Origin of the sequence: Streptosporangium sp. OZ121, from assembly GCF_051918885.1 — a bacterium.
Lineage (GTDB): Bacteria > Actinomycetota > Actinomycetes > Streptosporangiales > Streptosporangiaceae > Streptosporangium.
On the sequence record NZ_JBPXMC010000010.1, the window covers coordinates 248,017 to 272,418 of the forward strand.

A 24,402-nucleotide genomic window follows, 5' to 3' on the forward strand; every position below is an offset into this window, starting at 1 on the left:
TTCTCGACCGATGCAGGGATCCCGGTCATGGCTTCGGCCGGAGCCTGAGCCCCTGCATCCCGCCGTCCACGGCCAGGACCGTGCCGGTGGTGGCCGCCGCGAGCGGGCTCGCGAGGTAGGCGATCGCCGCGGCGACCTCCGGGGCGCTCACCAGGCGGCCCATCGGCTGGCGGGCCTCCAGGGCCGCCCGCTCGGCCTCCGGGTCCTCGGCCGCGTCGAGCAGGCGCTGCACCCAGGGGGTGTCGGCGGTGCCGGGGTTGACGCAGTTGACCCGGATGCCCTCGCGGACGTGGTCGGCCGCCATCGCCAGGGTCAGCGACTGGATGGCCCCCTTGGACGCGCTGTAGAGCGCCCGCTGGGGCAGTCCCGCCGTCGCCGCGATCGAGCAGGTGTTGACGATCGCGGCGTGCGCCGAGCGGCGCAGGTGCGGCAGGCTCGCCCGGGTGACCCGGACGATGCCCAGGACGTTGACGTCCAGGACCCTGGACCACTCCTCGTAGGGGTTGTCCTCGATCGTCCCGGCGGCGCCGATCCCGGCGTTGTTGACCAGGATGTCCAGGCCGCCGAGCCGCTCGACGGCCTGGGCGACGGCAGCGTTGACCGCCTCCTCGTCGGTGACGTCCGCCCTGACCTCGACGAACGGGCCGCCGGAGACGTTGATGTCGAGGGAGGCCACCCTCGCGCCCCGCTCGGCCAGCAGGGTGGCGGTGGCCAGGCCGATGCCGGAGCCGCCACCGGTGACCAGGGCGCGCAGGCCGTCGAACTCACCCATTGAGGGACCTCCATACCGGACCGTTGGGATAGGTGTAGTCGATGATGGAGGCGGCGTGCATGGCCGCCCCGAAACCGGGCCGGCTCGGCGCGGCGTAGGCGCCGTTCTCGATCACCACGGGATCGACGAAGTGCTCGTGGAGGTGGTCGACGTACTCGATCACCTTGCCCTCCATCGAGCCGCTGACCGCGACGTAGTCGAACATCGACAGGTGCTGCACCAGCTCGCACAGGCCGACCCCGCCCGCGTGCGGGCAGACCGGGACGCCGAACTTGGCGGCGAGCAGCAGGATCGCGACGTTCTCGTTCACGCCCGCGACGCGGGCCGCGTCGATCTGCAGGTAGGAGATCGCGCCGGCCTGCAGGAGCTGCTTGAAGACCATGCGGTTCTGGACGTGCTCGCCGGTGGCCACCGGGATGGGCGCGATGCCCCGGGCGATGGCGGCGTGGCCGAGCACGTCGTCGGGGCTGGTCGGCTCCTCCACCCAGTGCGGGTGGAACTCCGCGAGGGCGTTCACCCAGGCGATGGCGGAGTCGACGTCCCAGCGCTGGTTGGCGTCGATCGCGATGGGGAAGTCCTCGCCGCAGGTCTCGCGGGCGATGCGCATCCGCCGCCTGTCGTCCTCCAGGTCGGCGCCGACCTTCAGCTTGATCTGGGTGAAGCCCTCGTCCATCGCCTCCTTGCACAGGCGGCGCAGCTTGTCGTCGCCGTAGCCGAGCCACCCCGGGGAGGTCGTGTAGGCCGGGTAGCCGTGCTCGCGCAGGTGGGCCACGCGCTCGCGCCTGCCGGGCTCGGCGGCCCGCAGGATCTCCAGCGCCTCCTGCGGGGTGAGCGCGTCGGTGAGGTAGCGGAAGTCGACCAGCTCGACGAGTTCCTCGGGGGACATCTCGGCCAGCAGCAGCCAGAGCGGCCTGCCCGCCCGCTTGGCCTTGAGGTCCCAGAGCGCGTTGACCACGGCGGAGATCGCCATGTGCATGACGCCCTTCTCCGGGCCGAGCCAGCGCAGCTGGGAGTCGTGGACCATGTCCTTCCAGAGCGCGCCCATGTCCTCGACGTCCCTGCCGAGCACGTACGGCTCCAGGGCCCTGATCGCGGCGGTCTGCACCTCGTTGCCGCGCCCGATGGTGAAGGCGAAGCCGTGGCCCTCGAACCCGTCGTCGGTCCGCAGGATCAGGTAGGCGGCCGAGTAGTCGGGGTCGGGGTTCATCGCGTCGGAGCCGTCGAGCTCCAGCGAGGTGGGGAAGCGGATGTCGTGGGTCTCCATCGAGGTGATGCGGTACGCGCCGACCCCGGCCGGAACCCCCTCCGCCGCCTCGGCCACGACGGCTTCGACCGGCGCGTCCTCGCGGGTGTCGATCCTGTCGCTCATGCCTGCCCCACGGTCTGCCGCTGGCGCCCGAGGCCGTCGATCTCCAGCTCCACGACCTGCCCGGCGCGCAGGTACGGCGTGCCGGGCAGGCCGAGCGCGACGCCCGCCGGGGTGCCGGTGTTGATGAGGTCGCCGGGTTCGAGGACCATGAAGCGGCTGAGATAACGGACGACCTCCGCCACCGTGAAGATCATGTTCTTGGTGTCGCCGTTCTGGAACCGCGTGCCGTCCACCCACAGGCGCAGACCCAGGGCCTGCGGGTCGGCGATCTCGTCGGGGGTGACCAGCCAGGGGCCGAGCGGGTTGAAGGTCTCGCAGGACTTCCCCTTGTCCCACTGGCCGCCGCGCTCCAGCTGGAACTCGCGCTCGGAGACGTCGTTGGAGATGGCGTAGCCCGCGATCTTGGACAGCGCCTCCTCGTGCGTCTCGACGTAGCGGGCCGTCTCGCCGATGACGACGGCCAGCTCGACCTCCCAGTCGGTCTTCACGCTGTCCCTGGGGATGAGCACCTCGTCGTCGGGCCCGACGATCGTGTTGGGAGCCTTCATGAAGATGATCGGCTCGGCCGGGATCGCGGCGTTCGTCTCCTCCGCGTGGTCGCGGTAGTTGAGCCCGACGCACACGATCTTCCCTGGTCGCGCGATCGGGGCGCCGATCCGCAACCCCTCGGCGTCCAGCACGGGAAGCTCGTCCCGCTCCAGCGCCTCTCGGACACGAGCCACTCCCCCGGAAGCGAGGAAAGCCCCGTCGATCTCGGCTTCCGAGATTTCGCGGAGGTTACCGGCCCCGTCCAGGACGGCCGGTCGCTCCTGGCCGACGGGTCCCACTCGCAGCAGCTTCACACCGCACCCTTCGTTGATACATCGGATGTCTTGTCTCGTGATGCTGAACGACGCCGAACCTCGGTGTCAACCCCCCACAGGCCGATACGTCCGATCCGTTATCGAGGAGAAACCGCAGCTGACAGGGGTAATGCTCGATCGTGTCCTAATTTTGACCTCCAGTCATCGGGTTTCCTCGCGCGGACGGAAACAGGGATCATCTGGGACGTTCGCGGCGGTGAGAGGCACAAAAGTGATCAACCATCGAGAAACATCGGAGGATGAGGCTTGTTACGGCGGAATTTCGGTGCTATCTCCTTGAAACAGTCCCGCCCTGTGATCGGAGGAATCCGTTGCCCCGCCCTCCACGACGTCGTCTCGGCGTCGCACTCCTCGCCGCCCTCACCCTCGCCACCGGGTTATACGGCCAGAGCTCGGCCAACGCGGAGCCGTCAGCAAATACGACCATGCCAAATACACCCGATGACTTGACGCTCTGGTACGACAAACCGGCCACCGACTGGGAGACGCAGGCACTGCCGATCGGCAACGGCGCGCTGGGCGCCATGGTGTTCGGCGGCGTGAACAGCGAGCAGATCCAGTTCAACGAGAAGTCCCTGTGGACCGGCGGACCCGGCGCGAACGGCTACGACTTCGGCAACTGGACCTCCCCCAGGCCGAACGCGATCGCCGAGGTCAGGGCGCAGATCGACCGCGACGGCAAGATGTCCCCCGAGGCGGTGGCGGCCAAGCTCGGCCAGCCCAAGAGCGGCTTCGGCGCCTACCAGACCTTCGGGGACCTCTGGCTGGACATGACCGAGAACACCGAGAACACCGCCACCGGCTACCGCCGGGAGCTGGACCTGCGCGACGCGGTCGCCAGGGTCGGCTACACCGCGAACGGGGTGACCCACTCCCGCGAGTACTTCGCCAGCCATCCCGGCAACGTCGTCGTCGGCAAGGTCTCCGCCAGTGAGCGCGGCAAGGTCTCCTTCACGCTGCGCACCTCCTCGCCTCGTGACGACAAGCAGGTCTCGGTCTCCAAGGGCCGCCTCACCGTCAAGGGCGTGCTCGCCGACAACGGCATGAGGTTCGAGTCGCAGGTCCAGGTGATCACCCAGGGCGGCACCCGCACCGACGGCACCGACAAGATCACCGTCACGGGCGCCGACAGCGCGGTGTTCGTGCTGTCGGCGGGCACCGACTACTCCGACGTCTACCCGGCCTACCGGACCGTGGACCCGCACGCCAAGGTGACCAAGGCGGTCGACAGGGCCTCCCGCAAGTCGTACGAGGAGCTCAGGTCCGAGCACCAGGCCGACTACCGCAAGCTGTTCGACCGGGTCGAGCTGGACCTCGGGCAGAAGACCCCGGCCATCCCGACGGACAGGCTGCGCGCGGCGTACACCGGCGGCGCCTCGACCGACGACCGGGCGCTGGAGGCGATGTTCTTCGCCTACGGCCGCTACCTGCTGATCGCCTCCTCCAGGGAGGGGTCGCTCCCGGCCAACCTGCAGGGCGTGTGGAACAACTCCACCAATCCCCCCTGGTCGGCCGACTACCACGTCAACATCAACCTGCAGATGAACTACTGGCTCGCCGAGCAGACCAACCTCGCCGAGACGACCGAGCCGTACGACAGCTACATCCGGTCGATGGTCGCCCCCGGGCAGAAGACCGCGAAGGAGATGTTCGGGGCGCGCGGCTGGGTGGTGCACAACGAGACCAACCCGTTCGGCTTCACCGGCGTGCACAACTGGGCCACCTCGTTCTGGTTCCCCGACGCGGCGGCGTGGGTGACCCAGCAGATGTACGACCACTACCGCTTCAGCGGCGACACCAAGTACCTGCGCAAGACCGCGTACCCGGTGATGAAGGGCGCGGCCGAGTTCTGGCTGGACACCCTCTACACCGACCCGCGTGACGGCAAACTGGTGGTCTCCCCCAGCTACTCCCCCGAGCAGGGCGACTTCACGGCGGGCGCCTCGATGTCCCAGCAGATCGTCTTCGACCTGCTGACCAACACCCTGGAGGCGGCGAAGGAGCTGAAGACCGACAAGGCCTTCCAGGCCGAGGTGAAGGCCGCGCTGGACAGGCTCGACCCGGGCATCAGGATCGGTTCCTGGGGACAGCTCCAGGAGTGGAAGGAGGACCTGGACGACCGGGGCAACACCCACCGGCACGTCTCCCACCTGTTCGCCCTGCACCCCGGACGGCAGATCACGGCCGGCACCCCGGAGGCCGAGGCGGCCAAGATCTCGCTCACCGCGCGGGGCGACGGCGGCACCGGCTGGAGCAAGGCGTGGAAGGTCAACTTCTGGGCCCGCCTGCTGGACGGCGACCATTCGCACAAGATGCTCAGCGAGCAGCTCAAGGGCTCCACGCTGGACAACCTGTGGGACACCCACCCGCCGTTCCAGATCGACGGCAACTTCGGCGCGACCTCCGGCATCGCCGAGATGCTGCTGCAGAGCCAGCACGACACCGTGCACGTGCTGCCCGCGCTGCCGTCGGCCTGGCCCACCGGGTCGGTCACCGGCCTGCGCGCCCGGGGCGACGTGACCGTGGACGCCTCGTGGAAGGACGGCAACGCCGACAGGGTCACCGTGCACGCCGGGACGTCCGGCCCCCTCAAGGTCCGCGCCGCCATGATCGGTGGCCGCTACCACGTCGAGGACGAGCGTGGCCGGACGATCACCCCGCGCCGCGACGGTGACGTCGTCACCATCGACGCCAAGGCGGGCAGGTCCTACACGCTCGTCAACGAGGTGACCGTCAAGATCACCGCCCCGGTCGTCGCGGGCGCCGACGAGTCGATCCCGGTCACCGTCACCGTCACCGCGACCGGCCGGGAGAACGTGCCCGCCGGCACGCTGGCCCTCGCCCTGCCGCAGGGCTGGACCGCCGTCCCCACCTCGATCGAGGTGCCCGCCGTCTCGCCGGGCGGCCCGAAGACCTTCTCGTTCTCGGTGGCCGTCGGTCCCGCGAACGGGACCAGGTCAGCGCGGGTCGCGGCGGAGCTGTCGGGAAGCGGCTGGAAGGCCGGCAGCTCGGCGGCCGTCGGCCTCAACCCGTGCGTCTCTCCCCCGGCGGACCGGGCCGTCGTCGCCTGGGACCCGACGTCGGGCACGACCGTCACCGACACCTCCGGCAGCGGCAGGAACGCCACCGTCGTCGGCGGCGCGACCTACGACACCGAGGCCCCGAGCGGCAGCGGGCTGGTCCTGAACGGCTCGACCTACCTCACCACAGGGAACACCCTGCTGGGCTACCTGCCCGAAGCGACGTTCGCGGCCGAGGTCAAGATCGAGGGGACCGGCTACCGGCGGCTCTTCGACTCCCAGCCCGGCGGCAACCCGGGCACCGACGGGATCATCGTCGACCTCACCCCCTCCAACACCCTGCGCTTCATCGGCGCCGGGCAGAACGTGGGGCTGAGCGGGACGATCCCGACCGGCCGCTACATCGACCTCGTCGTCACCATGGACCGCAACGGCGTGATCAACGCCTACGTCGACGGCACCCGGGTCGGCGGCGGCACGGCCACCAACGACGGCATCACCGGCTGCACCTCCCGGCCGCTGCGCTTCGGCGCCGACCAGGACGGCGGCCAGCGTCTGAGCGGCGCGGTCGACCGCATGGCCATCCTGCCCAGGGCCCTGACCGCCGCGGAGGTGGGCACCTGGCGCGACATCGCGTTCTGATCCCGGCGCTCCCGTACGCGGTCCGCCCCCGGTTCCCCCGTCTCCTCCGTAGGAACCGGTTCTGAATCCCCGTGAGGCTCGGGACGCACCCACGCGTCCCGGGCCTCACGGCCGTGCGGGTGGCCGATAGCCGCCGCGCGGAGGGTCGGAAGCGTCGCGCGGAGCGCCCGGCGGGCATCGCGCGGAGTGCCGGAGGTCGTCACGCGGAGTGCCCTCCGGCCACCGCGCGAGGGGCCCGCGGCCGTGGTCCGAGGTCCTGACTTGACGGGGTTCCCCTCCCGTAATAGAACACGTTTCAGAAAGATGACTCGCCGAGCGTCCGATCAAGCGCTTGGCGAGTCGGCGTGCCCCGGACGGAAGGCGGGAACATCGGAAAGTCCCGCGATCGCCACGTTCGCGATGGATTCTCAGCGAACGGGTGGGGTACGCCGCTGACCGCACCCCCAAGGCCGTACCGACAATGAACCGCGTCATCGCGTCACGAGAACGCCGACCCGGCTCGCAGGAGGACCGATGGATATCGATCTGGTCGACCAGGACTTCTATTGGCGGAACGGCGCGCCGTACGAGCAGCTGGCCTGGCTACGGGCGAACGCGCCTGTCTACGCGCACCCGGGCGACACCGAGCGGGGCTGGCCCGGCTTCTGGGCGGTCACCAAGCACGCCGACGTGGTGCAGGTCTCCCGCCGCTCCGACCTGTTCTCGTCGAGCAGGAAACTCGCGCTCTTCAACGAGATGCCCGAGGACCAGATGGCCCTGCAGCGGATGATGATGCTCAACCAGGACCCGCCGGACCACACCCGGCGGCGCTCCCTGGTCAACCGGGGTTTCACCCCGCGCATGATGGGCGCCCTGGAGCAGCACATCCGCGACATCTGCCACGAGCTGGTGGACGAGGCCAAGGGACGCGGTTCGGTCGACTTCGTCAGGGACATCGCCGCCCCGCTGCCGCTGTACGTGATCTGCGAGCTGCTCGGCGCCCCCGTCGAGGACCGTGACAAGATCTTCAACTGGTCCAACCAGATGATCGGGGCCGAGGACCCCGACTACGCGGCCGACCCCGAAGAGGGCACGAACGCGGCCATGGAGGTCTACGCCTACGCCAACACCCTGGCCGCCGAGCGGCGCGCGCAGCCCCGCGAGGACATCGTCACCAAGCTGATCATGCCCGACGCCGCCGGGGAGACGCTCACCGAGGAGGAGTTCGACCTGTTCGTGCTGCTGCTCGTGGTGGCGGGCAACGAGACCACCCGCAACGCGGCCTCGGGCGGCATGCTCGCCTTCTTCGAGAACCCCGAGCAGTGGCGGCGGCTGGTCGCCGACCGCGCCCTCGCCCGCACCGCGGCCGACGAGATCGTCCGCTGGGTCTCCCCGGTGAACCTCTTCCGCCGTACGGCCACCACCGACACGACGATCGGCGGGCAGGAGGTCAAGGAGGACGACAAGATCGTGGTCTTCTACAGCTCCGCCAACCGGGACGAGGAGGTGTTCGCCGACCCCGGCGTCTTCGACATCGGCCGTGACCCCAACCCGCACATCGGCTTCGGCGGCGGCGGGGCCCACTTCTGCCTGGGCAACCACCTCGCCAAGCTGGAACTGCGGGTCCTCTTCGAGGTGCTGGCCGAGCGGCTGCCCGGCCTGGAGCAGGCCGGCGAGGCCCGCCGCCTGCGGTCCAACTTCATCAACGGCATCAAGGACCTGCCGGTCTCCGTCGCCTGAGGTCCGGCGACACCGGAAGCGCACGCCGAGGACGACATGAGAAGGCCACGCGGGGCCGGCTCGCCCCCGTGGCCTTCTCATGTCGTCCACACCGGATCCCGGGCTCGTCCCGGCCGCGGGGAGGACGTCACGCTCACCGTTTAAACATTCTGTTCAACTCATCATGTTGACAACACTTTGTTAATCGGGCCATCCTGATCGCATGCCCGCGAATCACGACGGATCATCCGACCCCTTCACGCCCTCCGACCCGGGCCTGACCCGGGCACACCGCGAGTACGCCTCCCTCTCGCGCATCGCCGAGCGCCACGCGGCCGGCGAGGGCCAGCGCCACCGGCAGGTCCACCCCACGGTCCTCGGAGCCCACGAGGCCGTCAGGCTCGTGACGTTCCTCCTGAGCGGCAGCGCCCATCGCGAGGAGGGCGAGCCGGAGGTGGACCACGCCGACATCACCGCCGCCCTGACCCTCCTGCCCAGGGCCCGCGCGGAAATGGACGAGCTGGAGGCGTCGCTCCTCCTCACGGCGCGGGGCCGCGGTCTCACCTGGCAGGAGATCGCGTTCGGCCTCGGCCTCGCCACCCCCCAGGCGGCCAAGCAACGCTACGAGCGCCTGGCGGGCCGCACCACCACCCGGCCTGGAAGCCGGTTTGAGTGACCACCTCGCCGGCGCCGTGACCCCGGGTGTTGTCCCGGGATTCCGGTGAGGAGCGTTGTTCGCTCGCGCGACTCTGCTCCGCATCGGCCTCGCCGGGTTCACCCGAGCGCGGCGCCGTCCGTCTCACGTGCCGGCCTGCCGGAGCTCTTGTTCTTGTCCGAGGTCGGCAGGCCCGCGGAAGCCAGCAGAGCCAGCTTTTCCGCATCGCCGGACCCGGCTTCCGGGTGATACACGACGAGCATCAGGCCCTCGGTTCCGCCTATGCCCAGTCGTTCCCGGTTGAGGGTCAGTTCCCCGACCTGCGGGTGGTTGATCCGCATCAGCGACCCGCGCTGCCCGCGGACCTCGTGGCGGGCCCAGAGCCGGCGGAAATGGGGACTCGCCAGTGAGAGTTCTCCGGTGAGCTCGATGAAGCGAGGATCGTCGATGTCGTTGCCCACGGACTGCCGCAGGTTCGCGACGAGGCATTCCGTGACGTCTTTCCAATCAGGGTGCAGAGCCTGCTCGGCCGGATCCAGGAACATGTCCCTCAGCTGGTTGCCCCCTGCGGCGAGGCCGGGAGAGAGTGCCCTGGCAAGACTGTTCGAGGCCAGGATGTCGAAGTACCGGCCTTCGATGAAAGCGGGCTGGACGAGGGAGTCCAGGAGCTTGAGGGCGCCGGGCGGCGGGATCTCCCTGGGCGGCCGGCGTCTGCGCCGCCGGGGTGCCTCCGAGACCAGGGTCCGCAGATGGGCGATGTGGTCGTCGTCGAGGTGGAGCACGCGAGCGATCGACTCGAGCACCTGCGCGGACGGGTTGCGATCGCGGCCCCGTTCCAACCGCAGGTAGTAGTCGGCGCTGATGCCGGCGAGCATGGCGACCTCCTCGCGCCGCAGCCCGGGCACACGCCGCACACCGACGCCGGGGATGCCCGCCTGCTGAGGCGTCACCAGCTCGCGCCGGGCACGGAGGTACGCGCCGAGGGCGTTCGTCGTCGCGCTCATGAGGCCGGCCCAGGACTCCGCGAGGCGGACAGAGGGGGCCCTGTCACACCCCAGGCTCGAGAGGGCTCTGGTCGAGGCGAGTAGCTCCGCATAGCGTGCTCAACGGTCCGCTCGGGCCACGTATTTCGAGAGGTGGGACATGACCGTCACACTGGTCACCGGGGCCAACAAGGGCATCGGTTTCGAGACAGCCAAACAGCTTCTGGAGCTTGGGCACGTCGTCTACATCGGTGCGCGTGACGTCGAGCGAGGCGAGAAGGCCGCGGCGGCGCTCGGCGCACGATTCGTGCAGCTCGACGTGACCGACGACGCGTCGGTGAGCAACGCGCTGGCGACGATCGGTTCGGCCGAGGGCCGGCTCGACGTCCTGGTGCACAACGCGGGCATCCTGGAGAACGGAGCCCTCGACGGTCCCACGGCCCTTCGGGCCTTCGACACCAACGCGGTGGGAATCGTGCGCGTCACGGAGGCGGCGATCCCCCTGCTGCGCAGATCCTCGAATCCCACCGTGGTCACCGTCTCGAGCAGCGCCGGGTCGTTCTGGGCGGTGAACAACCCCGACCGGCCGGAGTTCCACCTGAGGGCTGCGCTTTACTCCGCGTCCAAGGCGGCGGCCACCATGCTCACTGTCCAGTACGCCAAGTCTCAGCCGGGCATCAAGTTTAACGCGCTCGAGCCGGGCTTCACCGCCACCGACATGACCGCCGGCCTGTCCTTCGAAGGCGGAAGATCACCGGAAGAGAGCGCCAGAACCGTCGTGCGTCTGGCGACTCTCGACGCGGACGGCCCGACAGGAACGTTCCAGGACGAGGCCGGGGAACTGCGCTGGTGAGCGCGCGGGAACGATCGAGGGGTTCGAGGTGTTCGCCGGCGAGTCCGGACGGGTGACGCGTCGTAAGACCTCGGAAGAGGTCTGGGCCGTGCCGGAGCCGGAGCTGGAGCCGGAGCCGGAGCCGGAGCCGGAGCTGGAGCCGGAGCCGGAGCTGGAGAAAACCGGGGCGAACCGTGCCGGATCTGCGCCCGTCTGATGAGCCCGCCCGCGGAGCGCGCCGGCGGCGGGCCGGGCGTCGCCCGCCCGGCCCGCGCCTCAGGACGGGCGGACCTCCCCTCGACGCCGGAGCAGTTCCTCGATCAGGTCGGCCGCGCGGACGGTGCCGCCCTCGCCCCGGACCTCGTCCCGGAGCTTCGCCAGCCGCGCCGCCACCTCCGGGTCGGAGGTGAGGTCGAGCAGGGCGGCGCGCAGTGCCTCGGGGGTGGCCTCCCCGGTGTCGATCCGGCGGCCGACCCCGAGCTCCACGAGCCTGTCGGCGTTGCCGAACTGGTCGGCGGCCTGCGGGACGGCGATCATCGGGACGCCGCAGTACAGGCCCTCCTGGGTGCCGCCCATGCCCGCGTGGGTGACGAACGCGTCGGCCTGCTCCAGGATCGAGAGCTGCGACACCCAGGAGTGCACCTCGACGTTGGCGGGGATCACCCCGAGTTCCGCCCGGTCCACGAACTTCCCGACCTGGAGGACGACGTGCCAGCCGGGCAGGTCGCCGAAGGCCGCCAGGCAGGAGCGGTAGAAGCCCGGCAGGTTGGTGAAGGCCGACCCCAGGGAGACGAGCAGCACCTTCTCCGCGCCCTCGGGGCGGATCCAGGGCTCCTGGTGGGAGCGGGTGGCGAAGCAGGGCCCGGTGAAGGTGATCCGGGCGGGATCGACCCGGTCGGCGTTGGGCTGCATGACCTTCGGGATGAGCGCCAGCGCCCGCGGCGGGCGGCCCCCGAAGTCGTCGGAGTCGATGCCGTGGATGCCGTTGTCGCGCAGCCACTCCTCGAACCGCCGGTAGTGCTCGGCCCCGCCCGGGGCCCTCCTCAGCTCCTCGAGCATCGGCGCCATGTCCTCCCGGTAACCCTCCCAGCCCACGTAGGTCGGCGAGAGCTGCATCAGGGGGATGTCCCAGTTCTCCGCGAGCACCCGGGCCGTGTAACCCCCGATGTCGTAGAGGAACAGATCAGGCCGGTCGTTCTCGTACGCGGCGCGGAGCTGCGGCAGCATCGAGATCGCGTCGCCGAGGAAGACGTTGAGCTGGGCGATCGGATCCTCCGGCCACTCGGCGGTGTCGCCCATGGGCAGGGTCGAGGTGTACGGGACGAGCTCGGCCCCGGCGCCGGTGATCACCTCGGCGAAGGAGGGGTCGTTGGCATAGGTCACCCGGTGCCCGCGCGCCACCAGCTCCCTGATCACCTCGATGCTCGGGTTCACGTGGCCCGGCGCGGGGATGCTGACCATCGCGATGTGCGCACGTCGGGACATGGTTTCTCCTCTGTCGAATCTTCGGGGCTCTTGAGAAACGATACGTTCCGTCTCGTCAATGGGTACAGCATCGCCCCTGTCGCGCACACTGTCAAGACGAGACGTTCCGACTCGCCTAGCGGGCGAGAGCCCGCGGGATCAGGCCGGGCGGGAGCGCCCGGGCCGCTTCGGCACCGCTTCGGGGCCCCTTCGACGCCCCTTCGGGGTCACCCGGAGTCGCCCCGGCGCCGGGGCGGGGCCTCTCCGGGCCGGCCCACGAACGGGAAAAGGCCCCGGGGACGGAAAAAGGCCCCGGGCGCAGGAAGCCCGGGGACGGGAGGCTCGGGAACGGGGAGGCTCAGGGCCAGGAGGAGTCCTGGTCGGGGTCGCCGCCCTCGGAGAGCAGCTTGACGTCCGACTCGACCATCATCGCCACGAGTTCCTCGAAGGTGACCGTGGGCTCCCAGCCGAGCTGGACGCGGGCCTTCTTCGGGTCGGCGCACAGCAGGTCGACCTCCGCCGGACGGTGCAGGTTCTGGTCGGTGACCACGTACCGCTCCCAGTCGAGCCCGGCGGCGGCGAAGGCGGCCTCCACGAGGTCGCGGACGGTGTGGGTGCGGCCGGTGCCGATCACGTAGTCCTCCGGCGTGTCCGCCTGGAGCATCAGGTGCATCGCGCGGACGTAGTCTCCGGCGAACCCCCAGTCGCGCCGTGCCTCCATGTTGCCCAGGCGCAGTTCGGAGGCGAGGCCGAGCTTGATCCTGGCCACGCCGAGCGTCACCTTCCTGGTGACGAACTCGGCTCCCCGGCGCGGGGACTCGTGGTTGAACAGGATCCCCGACACCGCGTACATGCCGTACGACTCGCGGTAGTTCTGCGTCAGGAAGTGCCCGTACGCCTTGGCCACCCCGTACGGCGAGCGGGGGTGAAAGGGGGTGATCTCGGTCTGCGGGGTCTCGCGGACCTGGCCGAACATCTCCGAGGAGGAGGCCTGGTAGAACCGGATCTGGCCCGAGCCCGCCGCCGTGCGCGAGGAGGAGATGCCCGAGCAGACCCGGATGGCCTCGAGCATGCGCAGCACGCCCATGCCGGTCACCTCCGCGGTGAGCTCGGCCTGCTCCCACGACATGGGGACGAAGGAGATGGCGCCCAGGTTGTAGACCTCGTCGGGCTGGACCTTCTCGACGGCGGAGATCAGCGAGCCCTGGTCGAGCAGGTCACCCCGGACGAGCTGGACGTCCTGGAGAAGCTTGCGAAGCCGCGATACGCGGGGGTTGGCCTGCCCTCGGGCGAGGCCGGAGACCTCGTAGCCCTGACTGAGCAGGCACTCGGCCAGATAGGAACCGTCCTGCCCGGTGATACCGGTGATCAGCGCGCGCCTGGCCAACGCGTCCTCCTCGCTTGCGGGGGCGGCGACCTATGCCTGGTCTTGTGCCGTTTGATGGCGAATGTACCCGCACACCCCCCGGCGGGCACCAGCACCCCACGGCACAGCATGCCTAGAACGCGTTACACCGAATCACGCTCGGTAAGGCTAACTTCCCAGTTCGCACCCCGTGAAGCACGATCTAGGAACAATTCCACATCAAGTGCAACAGAGCTCATGAATGGTAGGGTCCGAGGACTAAGGTCATCTTTCACGGTACCTGTCCCCTTTTCGGACAGGTTGAGAAGGGGGTTGCCGTGCCGGGTGCTGAATCACTGCGCGTCGCGCTGCTGTCGTACCGCAGCAAGCCGACCTGTGGTGGGCAGGGCGTCTACCTGCGTCATCTCAGCCGCGAGCTGGTCGCCCTCGGGCACAGCGTGGAGGTCTTCTCCGGCCAGCCCTACCCGGAGCTCGACGAGGGCGTCGTCCTCACCAAGATCCCCAGCCTGGATCTGTACCGCGACGAGGACCCCTTCCGCACCCCCGGGCTGCGGGAGTACCGCGACTGGATCGACCTGCTCGAAGTCGGCACCATGTGGACCGCAGGATTCCCCGAGCCGCTCACCTTCAGCCTGCGGGCGTACCGCGAGCTGAAGAAGCGCGTCGGCGACTTCGACGTCGTGCAGGACAACCAGACCCTCGGCTACGGCGTGCTCGGCATCCAGAAGCTGTTCCCGGTGGTCGGGACCATCCACCACCCGATCAGCGTGGACCGGCGCATCGAGCTGAAGGCCGCGACGCTGCGCAAGAAGATCCCCATGCGGCGCTGGTACGGCTTCGTGCGCATGCAGGCCAAGGTCGCGCCGCGGCTCAACCCGATCCTGACCGTCAGCGAGTCGTCCCTCGCCGACATCCACCGCGACTTCAACGTGCCGCAGAAGAACATGCGGCTCATCCCGCTGGGCGTCGACACCCGCTACTTCCACCCGCGCCCGGAGATGCCCAAGCGGCCCGGCTCCATCGTCGCGGTGGCCAGCGCCGACTCCCCGATGAAGGGCGTCGCGACGCTGCTGCGGGCGGTGGCGAAGCTCGCCACCGAGCGCGACGTCAACCTCACCGTGGTCAGCAGGCCCACCCCCGGCGGCCCGACCGAGAAGCTCGTCGCCGAGCTGGCGCTGCAGGACCGGGTCAGGTTCGTCCACGGCATCTCCGACACCGAGCTGGGCGAGCTGATCGCCACCTCGGAGATCTCGGTCGTCCCCTCCCTGTACGAGGGCTTCTCGCTCCCGGCCGTCGAGCACATGGCGTGCGGCACCCCGCTGGTCGCCAGCCGCACCGGGGCGCTGCCCGAGGTCGTCGGCGACGCCGCAGTGCAGGTGGCCCCGGGCGACCCCGAGGAGCTGGCCGCGGTGCTGCGCCGCCTGCACGACTCCCCCGAGGAGCGGGCGGCGGTGGGCCGCAAGGGCTACGACCGGGTGATGGAACGCTTCACCTGGAACGTCGTCGCCAAGCGGACCGTGGAGGCCTACCACGAGGCCATCCAGGCCCGCCGCGCGAAGTGAGCGACATCCCGAACGACCACCTGTGAAGAGGAGCGGCGAGTGCTGACTGTCGACTTCGACCGGCTGCCCGTGGGACCGGGGAACCGAGTCCTGGACCTGGGCTGTGGCGGCGGACGGCATGCTTTCGAGGTACTGCGGCGCGGTGCCGACGTGGTGGCCTTCGACATGGACGCCAAGGAGCTGGAGGGCGTGGCGAGCATGTTCGCCGCGATGGACAAGGCCGGGGAGGTGCCGCCCGAGGCGACGGCGGACACCGTGACGGGCGACGCGCTCGACATGCCGTTCGAGGACGGCAGCTTCGACCGGGTGATCGCGGCCGAGGTGCTGGAGCACATCCCCGACGACATGGCCGCGATGCGCGAGATCTTCCGGGTGCTCAAGCCGGGCGGCCAGGCGGCCGTCACCGTGCCGAGCTTCCTGCCCGAACGGATCTGCTGGGCACTCGACGAGGCGTACCACACCGCTCCCGGCGGGCACGTCCGCATCTACACGCTGGCCGAGCTGAGCGCGAAGCTCAAGTCGACGGGCTTCACCATCGGCCCGCACCACCACGCCCACGGCCTGCACGCGCCGTACTGGTGGATCAAGTGCGCGGTCGGCGTCGGCAACGACGACCACCCGCTCGCCAAGGCGTACCACGAGCTGCTGGTCTGGGACATCATGAAGCGTCCCGCCGCCACCAGGATCGCCGAGGCGGTGCTCAACCCGCTCATCGGCAAGAGCGTGGTGCTCTACGTCCGGAAGCCTGCGTGAGCTCTGAGGGAGAAGCGGTGAGCGGCTCCATGGGGTGGGAAATGCAGTGGGAACAGGTCGTCCGGACCGCGTGGAGCATCGCGGCGGTGCAGGAGCCCGACGGCGGCGTCCCGTGGCCCGAGGGGCACGTGGACGCCTGGAACCACATCGAGTGCCTGATGGCGATGAGCGTGGCGGGGCTCACCGACCCGGTCCGCCGGGGGTACGACTGGCTGGTCCGCACGCAGCGGGCCGACGGTTCCTGGCCGATGAAGCTGGTCGGCGGCGAGGCCGTCGAGCAGGGCGGGGAGTCCAACCACGCCGCGTACGTCGCGGTCGGCGTCTGGCACGAGCTGCTGGTGACCGGGGACGAGGAGTTCGCGCGGCGGATGTGGCCGGTCGTCCGGGCGGCGCTGGACTTCGTGGTCGGCCTGCAGACCACCCGGGGTGAGATCGTCTGGGAGCGCGCGGCCGACGGCAGGCCCGCCGGGTACGCCCTGCTGACCGGCTGCGCCTCCATCCACCAGGGCCTGCGCTGCGGCGTGCTGCTCGGCGAGCACCTGGGCGATCCGCAACCCGACTGGGAGCTCGCCGCCGACCAGCTCGGCCACGTGCTGGCCGCCCACCCCGAGGCGTTCGCCGACAAGAGCCGCTTCTCGATGGACTGGTACTACCCGATCCTGGGCGGCGCGGTACGCGGCCCGGCCGCGGAGGCGCGGCTGGCCGAGGAGTGGGACACGTTCGTGGAACCGGACCTCGGCATCCGCTGCGTCTCCGACCAGCCGTGGGTGACCGGCGCCGAGACGTGCGAGCTGGTGCTGGCCCTCGACGCCCTGGGCGACCGGGAGCGGGCGTCGAAACTCTTCTCGGACATGCAGCACCTGCGGCACGAGGACGGCTCGTACTGGACCGGCTGGCAGTTCGTGAACGAGAAGCACTTCCCGCACGAGCGCTCGGCCTACACCGCGGCCGCGGTCGTGCTCGCCGCCGACGCGCTGGCCGGGCACACCCCCGCCTCGGGCATCTTCCGCGACGCGGGCGCGTACGTGACCGACCGGCCCACCGCCGCCTGCGGCTGCAGCCACGCCCGTTCCAGAAGCTAGTCCCCGGTCCCGCGCCTCCCGTCACGACCCGTCCTCGACCCATCCACATCCACGGCCTCGACCACGGCCGCGGAGAGGTCGTGCGGAGCCCCGGCCGGCGGGCCCTGCGGGACTCCCGGCCGGGCCTGCGGCGTTTTCTTTGCACGGAATCAGAAACGCGGTGCTTGAAGGGCCGGAGGCGGCTCACTACGTTCGGGTCCGTGAGTAACGCGGAGGGCACTCGGACGGTGGCTCAGAGCGACGACGCCGAGACGGCCGACGCGAGAACCGGCACCGAGGCCGTCGATTCGCCGGACCTCCCCGCGACCTCCCGCACCCCGGCGCCTCCCGGCACGCCGGACCTCCCGATGCCCTCCCACATCCCGGACCTCCCGACGCCTTCCGGCACGCCGGGCGCTTCGGGTCCTCCCGATCACGCCTACCTCCCACCCCTGCCGGAGGCGCCGGAAGCGCCGGCTCCTCCCGCCCCTCCTGACCTCCAGGACTCCCCGGCCTCCCCTCCGTCCCACCGCGAACCCCCGCGTCCTTTCGAGCCCCCGCACCCGTCCGAAGCCTCGAACAACCCGCCCGAGCCCTCGGACCCGCCGCGAGCGCCGGATCCGTCCCCGCCTCCGGAGCCCCGGGAGTCCCTCACCCCGGCCAGGCCGAAGGGCATGGCCCGGCTGCTGTGGCAGGACCCGGCCCGGATGGGGTTCGGGGTGCGGCGGTTCCGGCTGGGGCCGGCGCGCGAGCTCCTGGAGGGCGCGGGCGGGGCGTTCGTCTCCGGCTTCAACGCGGTGGTCGCCGGGGAGACCGAGCGGATCGACGACCTCCGCGAGGACCTGCGCGGTTTCGCGTACGAGGGGGCGGGCATGGCCTGCGCCACCCTCGACGTGCTCACCCTCACCGGCGGGCGCCGGCTCAGGGAGCTGCTGAGCGGGCAGGGCCTGCGCCACCCGCACCTCATCCACATGGGCACCGGCCGGGCGTACGCCCGCATGCGGCTGCGGCCGATGTGGGGCGTCCACTCGGTGCATCCGCTGCTGCGCTGGCTGGCCCACGACGGCTTCGGTTTCCACCAGGGTTTCTTCTCCTCCGACCGGACGGTGGGACGCCAGCGCACGGCCGGGCTGATGGACCGGACGCGGCGGGCGATCTTCGACCAGGGGCTGGGGCGGATGCTCTGGTTCCACGAGTGCGCGGGGGCGGGCGACGTCGTGCTGCGCGTCGCCGAGTTCCCCGCGGGACGCCGCGCCGACCTGTGGAGCGGGGTGGGCCTGGCCGCCACGTACACCGGGGGCGCGAGCGGCGCGGACCTGGGGCGGCTGGCCGCGGCCGCGGCCGAGGACGGCTTCCGCGCCCACCTCGCCCAGGGCTGCGCCCTCGCCTGCGCCGCCCGGCTGATCTCGGCCGTCGTCCCCGAGCACACCGTCGCCGCCGCCCCCGTGCTGTGCGGGGCCGAGGTGGACGAGGCGGCGGGCTGGACCGACACCGCGCTCGTCGCGCTGGGCCACAACGCGCACAGCGACGACCACTACCAGGCCTGGCGGGCGGGGATCCGGAAGGCCTGGGCACGGCGCGACCGCGATTCATGACACTCATGACCACTCATGACCACTCATGACCACTCATGACCACGATGCGGAGGGCGGTGGGAACGGTGCCGGGGGTTCGCAGGTACGCGGCGGGAGTCCTGGCCCTGGTGGCCGCGACCGCCGGGTGGAGGCTGACCGCCCTGCCGGACACCTCGGCCGTGGAGGCGTCCGCCGGCTTCTCCTTCCACGCGAGGCGGCTGGGCCCGCCCGCGGAGCCCGGTGACCGCGTCCTGCGGCCGGTCGCGCCGGGGTACGCGAACCTCCGGAGCCGGGTGTCGTCGCTGGGTGCCGGGGTGGCCCTGTTCGACGTGGACGACGAGGTCGTCGCCGACGACCTGTGCCTGGTCGACCCCCGCCGCGACACGGTGACCGTCAGGCCGGCGCCGGGGACCTCCCGCGGCTACCGGCCGTTCACGCTGGTCCCCCCGCAGCGCGGGCGGCACGAGGCTCCGACCGGGTGCCTGCCCGCAGACCTCGACCAGGACGGCTGGGAGGACCTGGTCGTCTACTACTGGGGCCGCTCCCCCTCCCTGTTCCTGCGCGTGCCCGGGGCGCCCCCGTCCGGCGCGGCCTTCCGCCACCGCGCGCTGACCGGCGAACCGGAGATCTGGAACACCAGCGCCGCCACGGCCGGTGACTTCGACGGGGACGGCCGCCTCGACCTGGTCTTCGGCAACTACTTCCCCGACGGCGTCAGGGTGCTGGGCGGCGGCGCCGACCGCGGCGACGCCGTGATGCCCGACTCGCTGTCCGCCGCGGCCAACGGGGGCGGCGACCGGCTCTACCGGGCGACGGGACCCGCGGTGTTCACCGAGGCCGAGGGGGTGTTCGACGAGGTCGAGGGCGGTACGGGAGGCGGGGGCTGGACCCTCGCGCTGGGCGCCCAGGACCTGGACGGCGACGGGCGGCCCGAACTGTACGTGGCCAACGACTTCGGCCCCGACCACCTGCTGGTCAACGAGTCGGTGCCCGGCAGGATCCGGTTCACCGAGGCCCGGGGCACCCGGCACCTGACGACTCCCCACTCCCGGGTCCTCGGCCACGACTCGTTCACGGGGATGGGGGTGGCCTTCACCGACCTCAACGCCGACGGCAGGCCGGACATCCTGGTGAGCAACCTCACCGGGGACCACGCGTCGCACGAGAGCAACTTCGCCTTCGTCTCACGACCCGGCGGGCTCCACGAGGGTCACGCGCCGTACGACGACCTCGGCGAGGAGCTGGGGCTGAGCCGCAGCGGCTGGTCCTGGGACGTCAAGGCCGCCGACTTCGACAACGACGGCGTCGACGAGATCATGCACGCGACCGGGTTCGTCAGGGGCGAGGTCGACCGGTGGGCGCGGCTGCGGGAGGCGGCCTCGGCCAACGACCTGCTCCTGTCCCGCCCCTCGCTGTGGCCGGACCTGCGGGCCGGGGACGACCTGTCGGGCCGCGACACCAACACCTTCTTCACCAGGGGCCCGGACGGCCGCTACGTGGACGTGGCGCGGCGGGCCGGTGTCGGCGGCGACAGCGACGGTAACGGTGACGGTGACGGTGACGGTGACGGTGACGGTGACGGCGGCACGGTCAGCCGGGCGTTCGCCGTGGGCGACGTCGACGACGACGGGCGGCTGGACTTCGCGGTCGCCAACCAGTGGTCCGCGTCGGTGCTCTACCGCAACCACGGCCCGACGGCCCCGTTCGTGGGCCTGCGGCTCCGCCTCCCCGCGGGCGCCTGCGGCACGGCCACCGAGTCACCCCCCGCGCGGACGCTCACGGGGCGGGCGCGACCCGGGCCGACACGGCCCGCCATCGGAGCCGTCGCCACGGTGCGCCTGCCCGGCGGGGTCACGCGCAGCAGGCAGCTCTACCCCGCCAACGGCCACAACGGCGTCTCCGCGCCCGAGCTGCTGTTCGGCCTGGGCGACGACCTGCCGGGCGCCACCGTCCCCGTCGAGATCTCCTGGAGGGACGCCTGCGGCGGCGCCCGTACCGCGTCGCTGTCCCTGGAGCCCGGCTGGCACCGGATCCTGCTGGCCGGCGGCCACGCCGCGGAGGTCCGGCGGCCGTGAACGCCGACCGGAGGCGAGAAGGACGGAACCGGAACGACCGGAACCGGGACCACCGCGATCTGGACCACCGGAAGCGGGACGAGGCGTTCCGGCGGCTGGCGGAGTCCCTCACCCTGATCACCGTGCTCGGGCACACCGTGCTCGGGTTCGAGCAGTCCTGCCTGGCGCCGGTGGTCGGCGTGCTCACCGGCGTGACCGCCGAGTTCGCGCTGGAGACCGTGGAGGCGTGGTCGCGGCGGCGCCCGGCCCGCTACCTCGGGGTGCCCCGCGCCCGGGTCGCCGGCTTCTTCCTGCCCTCCTACGTCTGCGGCCTGCTCTGCGCGATGCTGCTGTACGGCAACGGGCACCTGATGCCGGTCGCGCTGGCCGTCCTCGTCGGCGTCGGCGGCACGTACGTCTTCCGCGTGCGGGCGCCGCGGACGCCGCGGGTCCCGAAGGCGCGGGAGACGCCGGAGACGGCGAGAGAGGCCGGCGGGGCGGGGCGGGGCGCCGAGGACGCGCCGGGCAGGCCGTTCCTGAACCCGGCGGCCTTCGGGGTCGTCGCCGTGCTGCTGCTGTTCCCGTGGGTCGGGCTCGCTCCGGCGTACCAGTTCACCGCGTGGGTCTCGGGGCCGTTCGACCTGGTCGTGCCGCTGGCCGTGCTGGTCTGGGGAACGGCGGTGAACGCCAGGCTCGCGGGGAGGCTGCCGCTGGTCCTCGGCTGGGTCGGCGGGTTCGCCCTGCAGGCGCTGGTCAGGGGAGGGCTGACAGACGTGTCGGCGGTCGGCGCCCTGCTGCCGATGACCGGGACGGCCTTCGCCCTCTACACCGGATACATGATCATCGACCCTGCCACGTCCCCGGCCAGGCCGCGCGACCAGGTCGTGTTCGGCCTGGCCACCGCGGCGGTCTACGGGCTGCTCGTCCAGTTCCACGTCGTCTTCGGGCTGTTCCTCGCCCCGGTGGTCGTCGGTGCGGGCCGGAGTCTCCGGGTGGCCCTTCACGACCGCCTCCACCCGCCCGGCGCCGGCGGTCCGGTGGCGGGCGGGTCGTCCGAGGAGCTCAGCCGATACCGGGACCGACCCGTTCGAGCACCCGCAGCGAGCCCTCCTGCCGGATCTCCTTGAACGCGCCGGAGGCGAGCACTCGCTGGTAGACGCGGTAGGGAGCCTGCCCGCCCTTGGCCGGGTCCGGGTAGATGTCGTGGAAGACCAGGGCACCGCCCGGCATGACGTGCGGCGCCCACCCCTCGTAGTCCTTGGTCACCGGATCCTCGGAGTGGCCGCCGTCGATGAAGAGCATCGCCAGCGGGGTGTTCCACAGCGCGGCGACGCGCTCGGACCTGCCGACGATCGCGACGACCTCGTCCTCCAGACCGGCGGAGGCGATGGTGGCCCGGAACGTGGGCAGCGAGTCCATCTTGCCGAAGCGGAGGTCCATCAGCGTGGGGTCGTGGTGGGCCCAGCCCGGCTGGATCTCCTCGGAGCCCCGGTGGTGGTCGACGGTGAAGACGACGGACCCGGCCTGCCGGGCCCCCGCCCCGAGGTAGACGGCGGACTTCCCGCAGTAACTGCCGATCTCGCAGATCGGGCCGCGCGGGCCGTACTCGGCCGCGATCTCGAACAGCGCGATCCCCTCCTGGTGTGGCATGAAACCCTTGGCGCGCTGGGCGGCGTACAGCAGGTCGGCCGGCATGGTGGCGATGCTCATCGCAGCAGACTACCGAGACCGAACAACATTCCGAATGCCCTTGCCCGACCTTGTGGAACGTGTTCTACTTTGCACCGTGAACCAGCGCGCCCGCATCGTGATGTCCGACGACGAGGTGACGGCTTTCGTCGGAGAGTCACGGAAGCTGCAACTCGGCACGATCAACCCTGACGGGACACCGCACATGGTGACCATGTTCTACGGGCTGACCGAGGGCAAAATCTCGTTCTGGACCTACGGCAAGGCGCAGAAGACACTCAACATCCAGCGCGACGCCCGGGTGAGCTGCCTGATCGAGGCCGGGGACGAATACTCCGACCTGCGCGGCGTCCTGGTCTACGGGGTCGCGCGGAGGATCGACGACCCCGAGGGCATCCTCGACGTCGGTATGAACGTGGCCAGACGGATGGCCGGGATGCCCGACGCGGAGGAACTCCTCGCGGAGTACGTGGCCTACACCGGCCGCAAAAGGGTCGCCTTCGTGGTCGAGCCGAGTCGAGTGATCTCCTGGGATCACCGTAAGCTCGCCATTCCCGGTTAGGAGGCCCGTATGAAAATCAACGTCGACTATCTGGTCTGCGAGGCCAATGCGATCTGCATGGGACTCGCCCCGGAGGTCTTCGAGCTCGACGACGACGACCAGCTGCACCTGCTGCTGCCTGAGCCGCCGCCGGAGATGATGGACCGCGTCCGGCACGCGGTCCGGTCCTGTCCCAAAGCCGCCCTCTCCCTTGAGGAGAACTAGGAGGACCCCCCATGCGTGGTGCGCTTCTGCATGCCGTCGGCGACGACAAGCTCGACATCCGCGACGACTTCACCCTCGCGCCGGTAGGCCCGACGGATGTCCGCGTCAAGATCAGGGCCACCGGTGTCTGCCATTCGGACCTGTCGGTGATCAGCGGCGTGCTGCCCATGCCGCTGCCGGTCATCCCCGGTCACGAGGGCGCGGGCGTGGTCGTCGAGGTCGGCGACCACGTGACCTCGGTCCAGCCCGGCGACCACGTCATCCTCAACTGGACCCCGGCATGCGGCAGCTGCGCGAACTGCCTGGTGAACCAGCCGTTCCTGTGCATGACGTACGTGATGGACAGCTTCGTCAACGCCCGCTTCCGCTACGGCGGCGACACCCCGGCGTTCGGCATGGCCGGGTGCGGCAGCTGGTCCGAGGAGGTCGTCGTGCCCTGGCAGGGCGCGATCAAGGTCGATCCCGACGTACCGTTCGAGGCGGCGGCCCTGATCGGCTGCGGGATCACCACCGGTGTGGGCGCGGCGCTGAACACGGCCAAGGTGCGGGCGGGCTCGACCGTCGCCGTGGTCGGCGCGGGCGGCATCGGCCTGTCGGTGATCCAGGGGGCCCGCATCTCCGGCGCCACCACGATCCTCGCGATCGACCCGCTGGAGTCCAAGCACGCCCTCGCCAAGAAGGTCGGCGCGACCCACGCCATCACCCCGGACCAGCTCATGGACGCGGTCGGCACGCTCACCGGCGGCGCCGGGTTCGACTACGGTTTCGAGGCCGTCGGCAAGTCCGCCGCCATCATGACGGCCTGGCAGGCCACCCGCCGGGGCGGCGACACGATCGTGGTGGGCGCGGGCGCGATGGACGACACCGTCCCGCTGAGCGCCTTCAACCTGCTGTTCGAGGGCAAGAACATCCTCAGCTCGCTGTACGGCGGCTCGGACGTCCGGCGCGACTTCCCGTTCTTCGCGAGGCTCTACAAGGCGGGCAAGCTCGACCTGGAGAGCATGATCAGCTCTCGTATCAAGCTCGCCGACCTCAACGACGCCGTGGCGGCGCTCAGGGGCGGCGAGGTGCTGCGCCAGATCGTCGTCATGGACTGAGGCACGTCCGATCCGATCCTCGGCCGGGTCACCGGGCCGCCCACCTGAGCGGGGCGGACCGGTGACCCGGCCGTGTTCACCGTGCGCGTCTCAGCCTTCGGCCGGGGGTTCAGTCCGAGGAGAAGGCGGCGTCGAAGGCGGTGGCGGGCGGGGTGATGGCGTTGAGCTTGCGGATCACGGCC

Annotated in this window: 21 protein-coding genes; 14 read left to right on the top strand and 7 right to left on the bottom strand. The window is 70.8% G+C overall.

All coding sequences use genetic code 11. The annotated features are described in order from the left end of the window. Positions 1 to 25: 25 nt before the first annotated feature. The 3 genes from ACTOQ1_RS20470 to ACTOQ1_RS20480 are packed head-to-tail and all read right to left on the bottom strand — an operon-like array spanning position 26 to position 2,983. Positions 26 to 772, bottom strand: coding sequence for an SDR family NAD(P)-dependent oxidoreductase (locus ACTOQ1_RS20470; protein ID WP_440069310.1), 747 nt, complete (start codon positions 770 to 772; stop codon positions 26 to 28). Continuing rightward, positions 765 to 2,141, bottom strand: a complete 1,377-nt coding sequence (locus ACTOQ1_RS20475; protein ID WP_440069312.1) for an L-fuconate dehydratase — start codon at positions 2,139 to 2,141, stop codon at positions 765 to 767. Before ACTOQ1_RS20475 ends, ACTOQ1_RS20470 begins: the two co-directional genes overlap by 8 nt. Continuing rightward, positions 2,138 to 2,983, bottom strand: a complete 846-nt coding sequence (locus ACTOQ1_RS20480) for a fumarylacetoacetate hydrolase family protein (protein ID WP_362696908.1) — start codon at positions 2,981 to 2,983, stop codon at positions 2,138 to 2,140. The genes ACTOQ1_RS20475 and ACTOQ1_RS20480 overlap by 4 nt, the downstream gene beginning before the upstream one ends. Positions 2,984 to 3,450: 467 nt before the next feature. On the opposite strand from ACTOQ1_RS20480, the gene ACTOQ1_RS20485 reads away from it, so the two are divergent. From ACTOQ1_RS20485 to ACTOQ1_RS20495, 3 genes are all read left to right on the top strand, one after another. Beyond that, on the top strand, positions 3,451 to 6,666 hold the full coding sequence (locus ACTOQ1_RS20485) for a glycosyl hydrolase family 95 catalytic domain-containing protein (RefSeq protein ID WP_440069315.1): 3,216 nt from the start codon (positions 3,451 to 3,453) through the stop codon (positions 6,664 to 6,666). A gap of 513 nt (positions 6,667 to 7,179) precedes the next feature. Next, positions 7,180 to 8,385: a cytochrome P450 gene (locus ACTOQ1_RS20490; protein ID WP_440069317.1), complete on the top strand. Its 1,206-nt coding sequence runs from the start codon at positions 7,180 to 7,182 to the stop codon at positions 8,383 to 8,385. A 202-nt stretch (positions 8,386 to 8,587) separates the two neighbouring features. Further along, positions 8,588 to 9,040 (top strand): DNA-binding protein, encoded by a 453-nt coding sequence (locus ACTOQ1_RS20495; RefSeq protein WP_440069319.1) that lies wholly within the window; start codon positions 8,588 to 8,590, stop codon positions 9,038 to 9,040. Positions 9,041 to 9,138: 98 nt separating this feature from the next. Here the strand turns inward: ACTOQ1_RS20495 and ACTOQ1_RS20500 are convergent, their stop codons facing one another. Next, entirely contained in the window at positions 9,139 to 10,023 is an 885-nt protein-coding gene (locus tag ACTOQ1_RS20500) for a helix-turn-helix domain-containing protein (protein WP_440069321.1), read from the bottom strand. Positions 10,024 to 10,162: 139 nt separating this feature from the next. Between ACTOQ1_RS20500 and ACTOQ1_RS20505 the strand changes: the two genes are divergently transcribed. Together ACTOQ1_RS20505 and ACTOQ1_RS20510 are read left to right on the top strand one after the other, a co-directional pair. After that, entirely contained in the window at positions 10,163 to 10,855 is a 693-nt protein-coding gene (locus ACTOQ1_RS20505; RefSeq protein ID WP_440069322.1) for an SDR family NAD(P)-dependent oxidoreductase, read from the top strand. Positions 10,856 to 10,907: 52 nt separating this feature from the next. After that, entirely contained in the window at positions 10,908 to 11,051 is a 144-nt protein-coding gene (locus ACTOQ1_RS20510; RefSeq protein ID WP_440069324.1) for a hypothetical protein, read from the top strand. 59 nt (positions 11,052 to 11,110) lie between these two features. Here the strand turns inward: ACTOQ1_RS20510 and ACTOQ1_RS20515 are convergent, their stop codons facing one another. Further along, positions 11,111 to 12,319 carry a macrolide family glycosyltransferase gene (locus ACTOQ1_RS20515; RefSeq protein WP_440069325.1) on the bottom strand — a complete coding sequence of 403 codons (1,209 nt, stop codon included), beginning with the start codon at positions 12,317 to 12,319 and terminating at the stop codon, positions 11,111 to 11,113. A 337-nt stretch (positions 12,320 to 12,656) separates the two neighbouring features. Beyond that, on the bottom strand, positions 12,657 to 13,685 hold the full coding sequence (locus ACTOQ1_RS20520) for a GDP-mannose 4,6-dehydratase (RefSeq protein WP_362845262.1): 1,029 nt from the start codon (positions 13,683 to 13,685) through the stop codon (positions 12,657 to 12,659). A gap of 296 nt (positions 13,686 to 13,981) precedes the next feature. Here ACTOQ1_RS20520 and ACTOQ1_RS20525 point away from each other — a divergent pair, with 296 nt between their 5' ends. The 6 genes from ACTOQ1_RS20525 to ACTOQ1_RS20550 all read left to right on the top strand — a co-directional run bounded on the left by ACTOQ1_RS20525 (position 13,982) and on the right by ACTOQ1_RS20550 (position 21,795). Then, complete coding sequence (locus ACTOQ1_RS20525) at positions 13,982 to 15,226, top strand: glycosyltransferase family 4 protein (protein ID WP_440069327.1); 1,245 nt, start codon at positions 13,982 to 13,984, stop codon at positions 15,224 to 15,226. 39 nt (positions 15,227 to 15,265) lie between these two features. Beyond that, positions 15,266 to 15,979, top strand: coding sequence for a class I SAM-dependent methyltransferase (locus tag ACTOQ1_RS20530; protein WP_440069329.1), 714 nt, complete (start codon positions 15,266 to 15,268; stop codon positions 15,977 to 15,979). Positions 15,980 to 16,008: 29 nt separating this feature from the next. Beyond that, positions 16,009 to 17,061, top strand: a complete 1,053-nt coding sequence (locus ACTOQ1_RS20535) for a prenyltransferase (RefSeq protein ID WP_440069356.1) — start codon at positions 16,009 to 16,011, stop codon at positions 17,059 to 17,061. A 653-nt stretch (positions 17,062 to 17,714) separates the two neighbouring features. Continuing rightward, positions 17,715 to 18,635, top strand: a complete 921-nt coding sequence (locus ACTOQ1_RS20540; RefSeq protein ID WP_440069331.1) for a DUF1702 family protein — start codon at positions 17,715 to 17,717, stop codon at positions 18,633 to 18,635. Between the two features lie 35 nt (positions 18,636 to 18,670). After that, positions 18,671 to 20,689: a CRTAC1 family protein gene (locus ACTOQ1_RS20545; protein ID WP_440069332.1), complete on the top strand. Its 2,019-nt coding sequence runs from the start codon at positions 18,671 to 18,673 to the stop codon at positions 20,687 to 20,689. Beyond that, the gene (locus ACTOQ1_RS20550; protein ID WP_440069334.1) at positions 20,686 to 21,795 is read left to right on the top strand and encodes an enediyne biosynthesis protein UnbU; all 1,110 of its coding nucleotides are present in this window, start codon (positions 20,686 to 20,688) and stop codon (positions 21,793 to 21,795) included. Before ACTOQ1_RS20545 ends, ACTOQ1_RS20550 begins: the two co-directional genes overlap by 4 nt. On the opposite strand, the gene ACTOQ1_RS20555 is transcribed toward ACTOQ1_RS20550, so the two are convergent. After that, positions 21,731 to 22,378 (bottom strand): class I SAM-dependent methyltransferase, encoded by a 648-nt coding sequence (locus tag ACTOQ1_RS20555; RefSeq protein WP_440069336.1) that lies wholly within the window; start codon positions 22,376 to 22,378, stop codon positions 21,731 to 21,733. The genes ACTOQ1_RS20550 and ACTOQ1_RS20555 overlap by 65 nt on opposite strands. Before the next feature lie 76 nt (positions 22,379 to 22,454). Here ACTOQ1_RS20555 and ACTOQ1_RS20560 point away from each other — a divergent pair, with 76 nt between their 5' ends. The 3 genes from ACTOQ1_RS20560 to ACTOQ1_RS20570 are packed head-to-tail and all read left to right on the top strand — an operon-like array spanning position 22,455 to position 24,220. After that, the gene (locus ACTOQ1_RS20560; RefSeq protein ID WP_440069338.1) at positions 22,455 to 22,919 is read left to right on the top strand and encodes a pyridoxamine 5'-phosphate oxidase family protein; all 465 of its coding nucleotides are present in this window, start codon (positions 22,455 to 22,457) and stop codon (positions 22,917 to 22,919) included. A gap of 9 nt (positions 22,920 to 22,928) precedes the next feature. Next, entirely contained in the window at positions 22,929 to 23,123 is a 195-nt protein-coding gene (locus tag ACTOQ1_RS20565) for a ferredoxin (protein WP_362696938.1), read from the top strand. Between the two features lie 11 nt (positions 23,124 to 23,134). Continuing rightward, positions 23,135 to 24,220 (top strand): alcohol dehydrogenase catalytic domain-containing protein, encoded by a 1,086-nt coding sequence (locus ACTOQ1_RS20570; protein ID WP_440069340.1) that lies wholly within the window; start codon positions 23,135 to 23,137, stop codon positions 24,218 to 24,220. Positions 24,221 to 24,402 lie beyond the last annotated feature (182 nt).

Coding starts and splice junctions, on each gene's coding strand:
- ACTOQ1_RS20470 (WP_440069310.1), bottom strand. CDS start 772: ATGGGTGAGTTCGACGGCCTGCGCGCCCTGGTCACCGGTGGCGGCTCC.
- ACTOQ1_RS20475 (WP_440069312.1), bottom strand. CDS start 2,141: ATGAGCGACAGGATCGACACCCGCGAGGACGCGCCGGTCGAAGCCGTC.
- ACTOQ1_RS20490 (WP_440069317.1), top strand. CDS start 7,180: ATGGATATCGATCTGGTCGACCAGGACTTCTATTGGCGGAACGGCGCG.
- ACTOQ1_RS20495 (WP_440069319.1), top strand. CDS start 8,588: ATGCCCGCGAATCACGACGGATCATCCGACCCCTTCACGCCCTCCGAC.
- ACTOQ1_RS20500 (WP_440069321.1), bottom strand. CDS start 10,023: ATGAGCGCGACGACGAACGCCCTCGGCGCGTACCTCCGTGCCCGGCGC.
- ACTOQ1_RS20505 (WP_440069322.1), top strand. CDS start 10,163: ATGACCGTCACACTGGTCACCGGGGCCAACAAGGGCATCGGTTTCGAG.
- ACTOQ1_RS20515 (WP_440069325.1), bottom strand. CDS start 12,319: ATGTCCCGACGTGCGCACATCGCGATGGTCAGCATCCCCGCGCCGGGC.
- ACTOQ1_RS20535 (WP_440069356.1), top strand. CDS start 16,009: ATGGGGTGGGAAATGCAGTGGGAACAGGTCGTCCGGACCGCGTGGAGC.
- ACTOQ1_RS20540 (WP_440069331.1), top strand. CDS start 17,715: ATGGCCCGGCTGCTGTGGCAGGACCCGGCCCGGATGGGGTTCGGGGTG.
- ACTOQ1_RS20545 (WP_440069332.1), top strand. CDS start 18,671: ATGACCACGATGCGGAGGGCGGTGGGAACGGTGCCGGGGGTTCGCAGG.
- ACTOQ1_RS20555 (WP_440069336.1), bottom strand. CDS start 22,378: ATGAGCATCGCCACCATGCCGGCCGACCTGCTGTACGCCGCCCAGCGC.
- ACTOQ1_RS20565 (WP_362696938.1), top strand. CDS start 22,929: ATGAAAATCAACGTCGACTATCTGGTCTGCGAGGCCAATGCGATCTGC.
- ACTOQ1_RS20570 (WP_440069340.1), top strand. CDS start 23,135: ATGCGTGGTGCGCTTCTGCATGCCGTCGGCGACGACAAGCTCGACATC.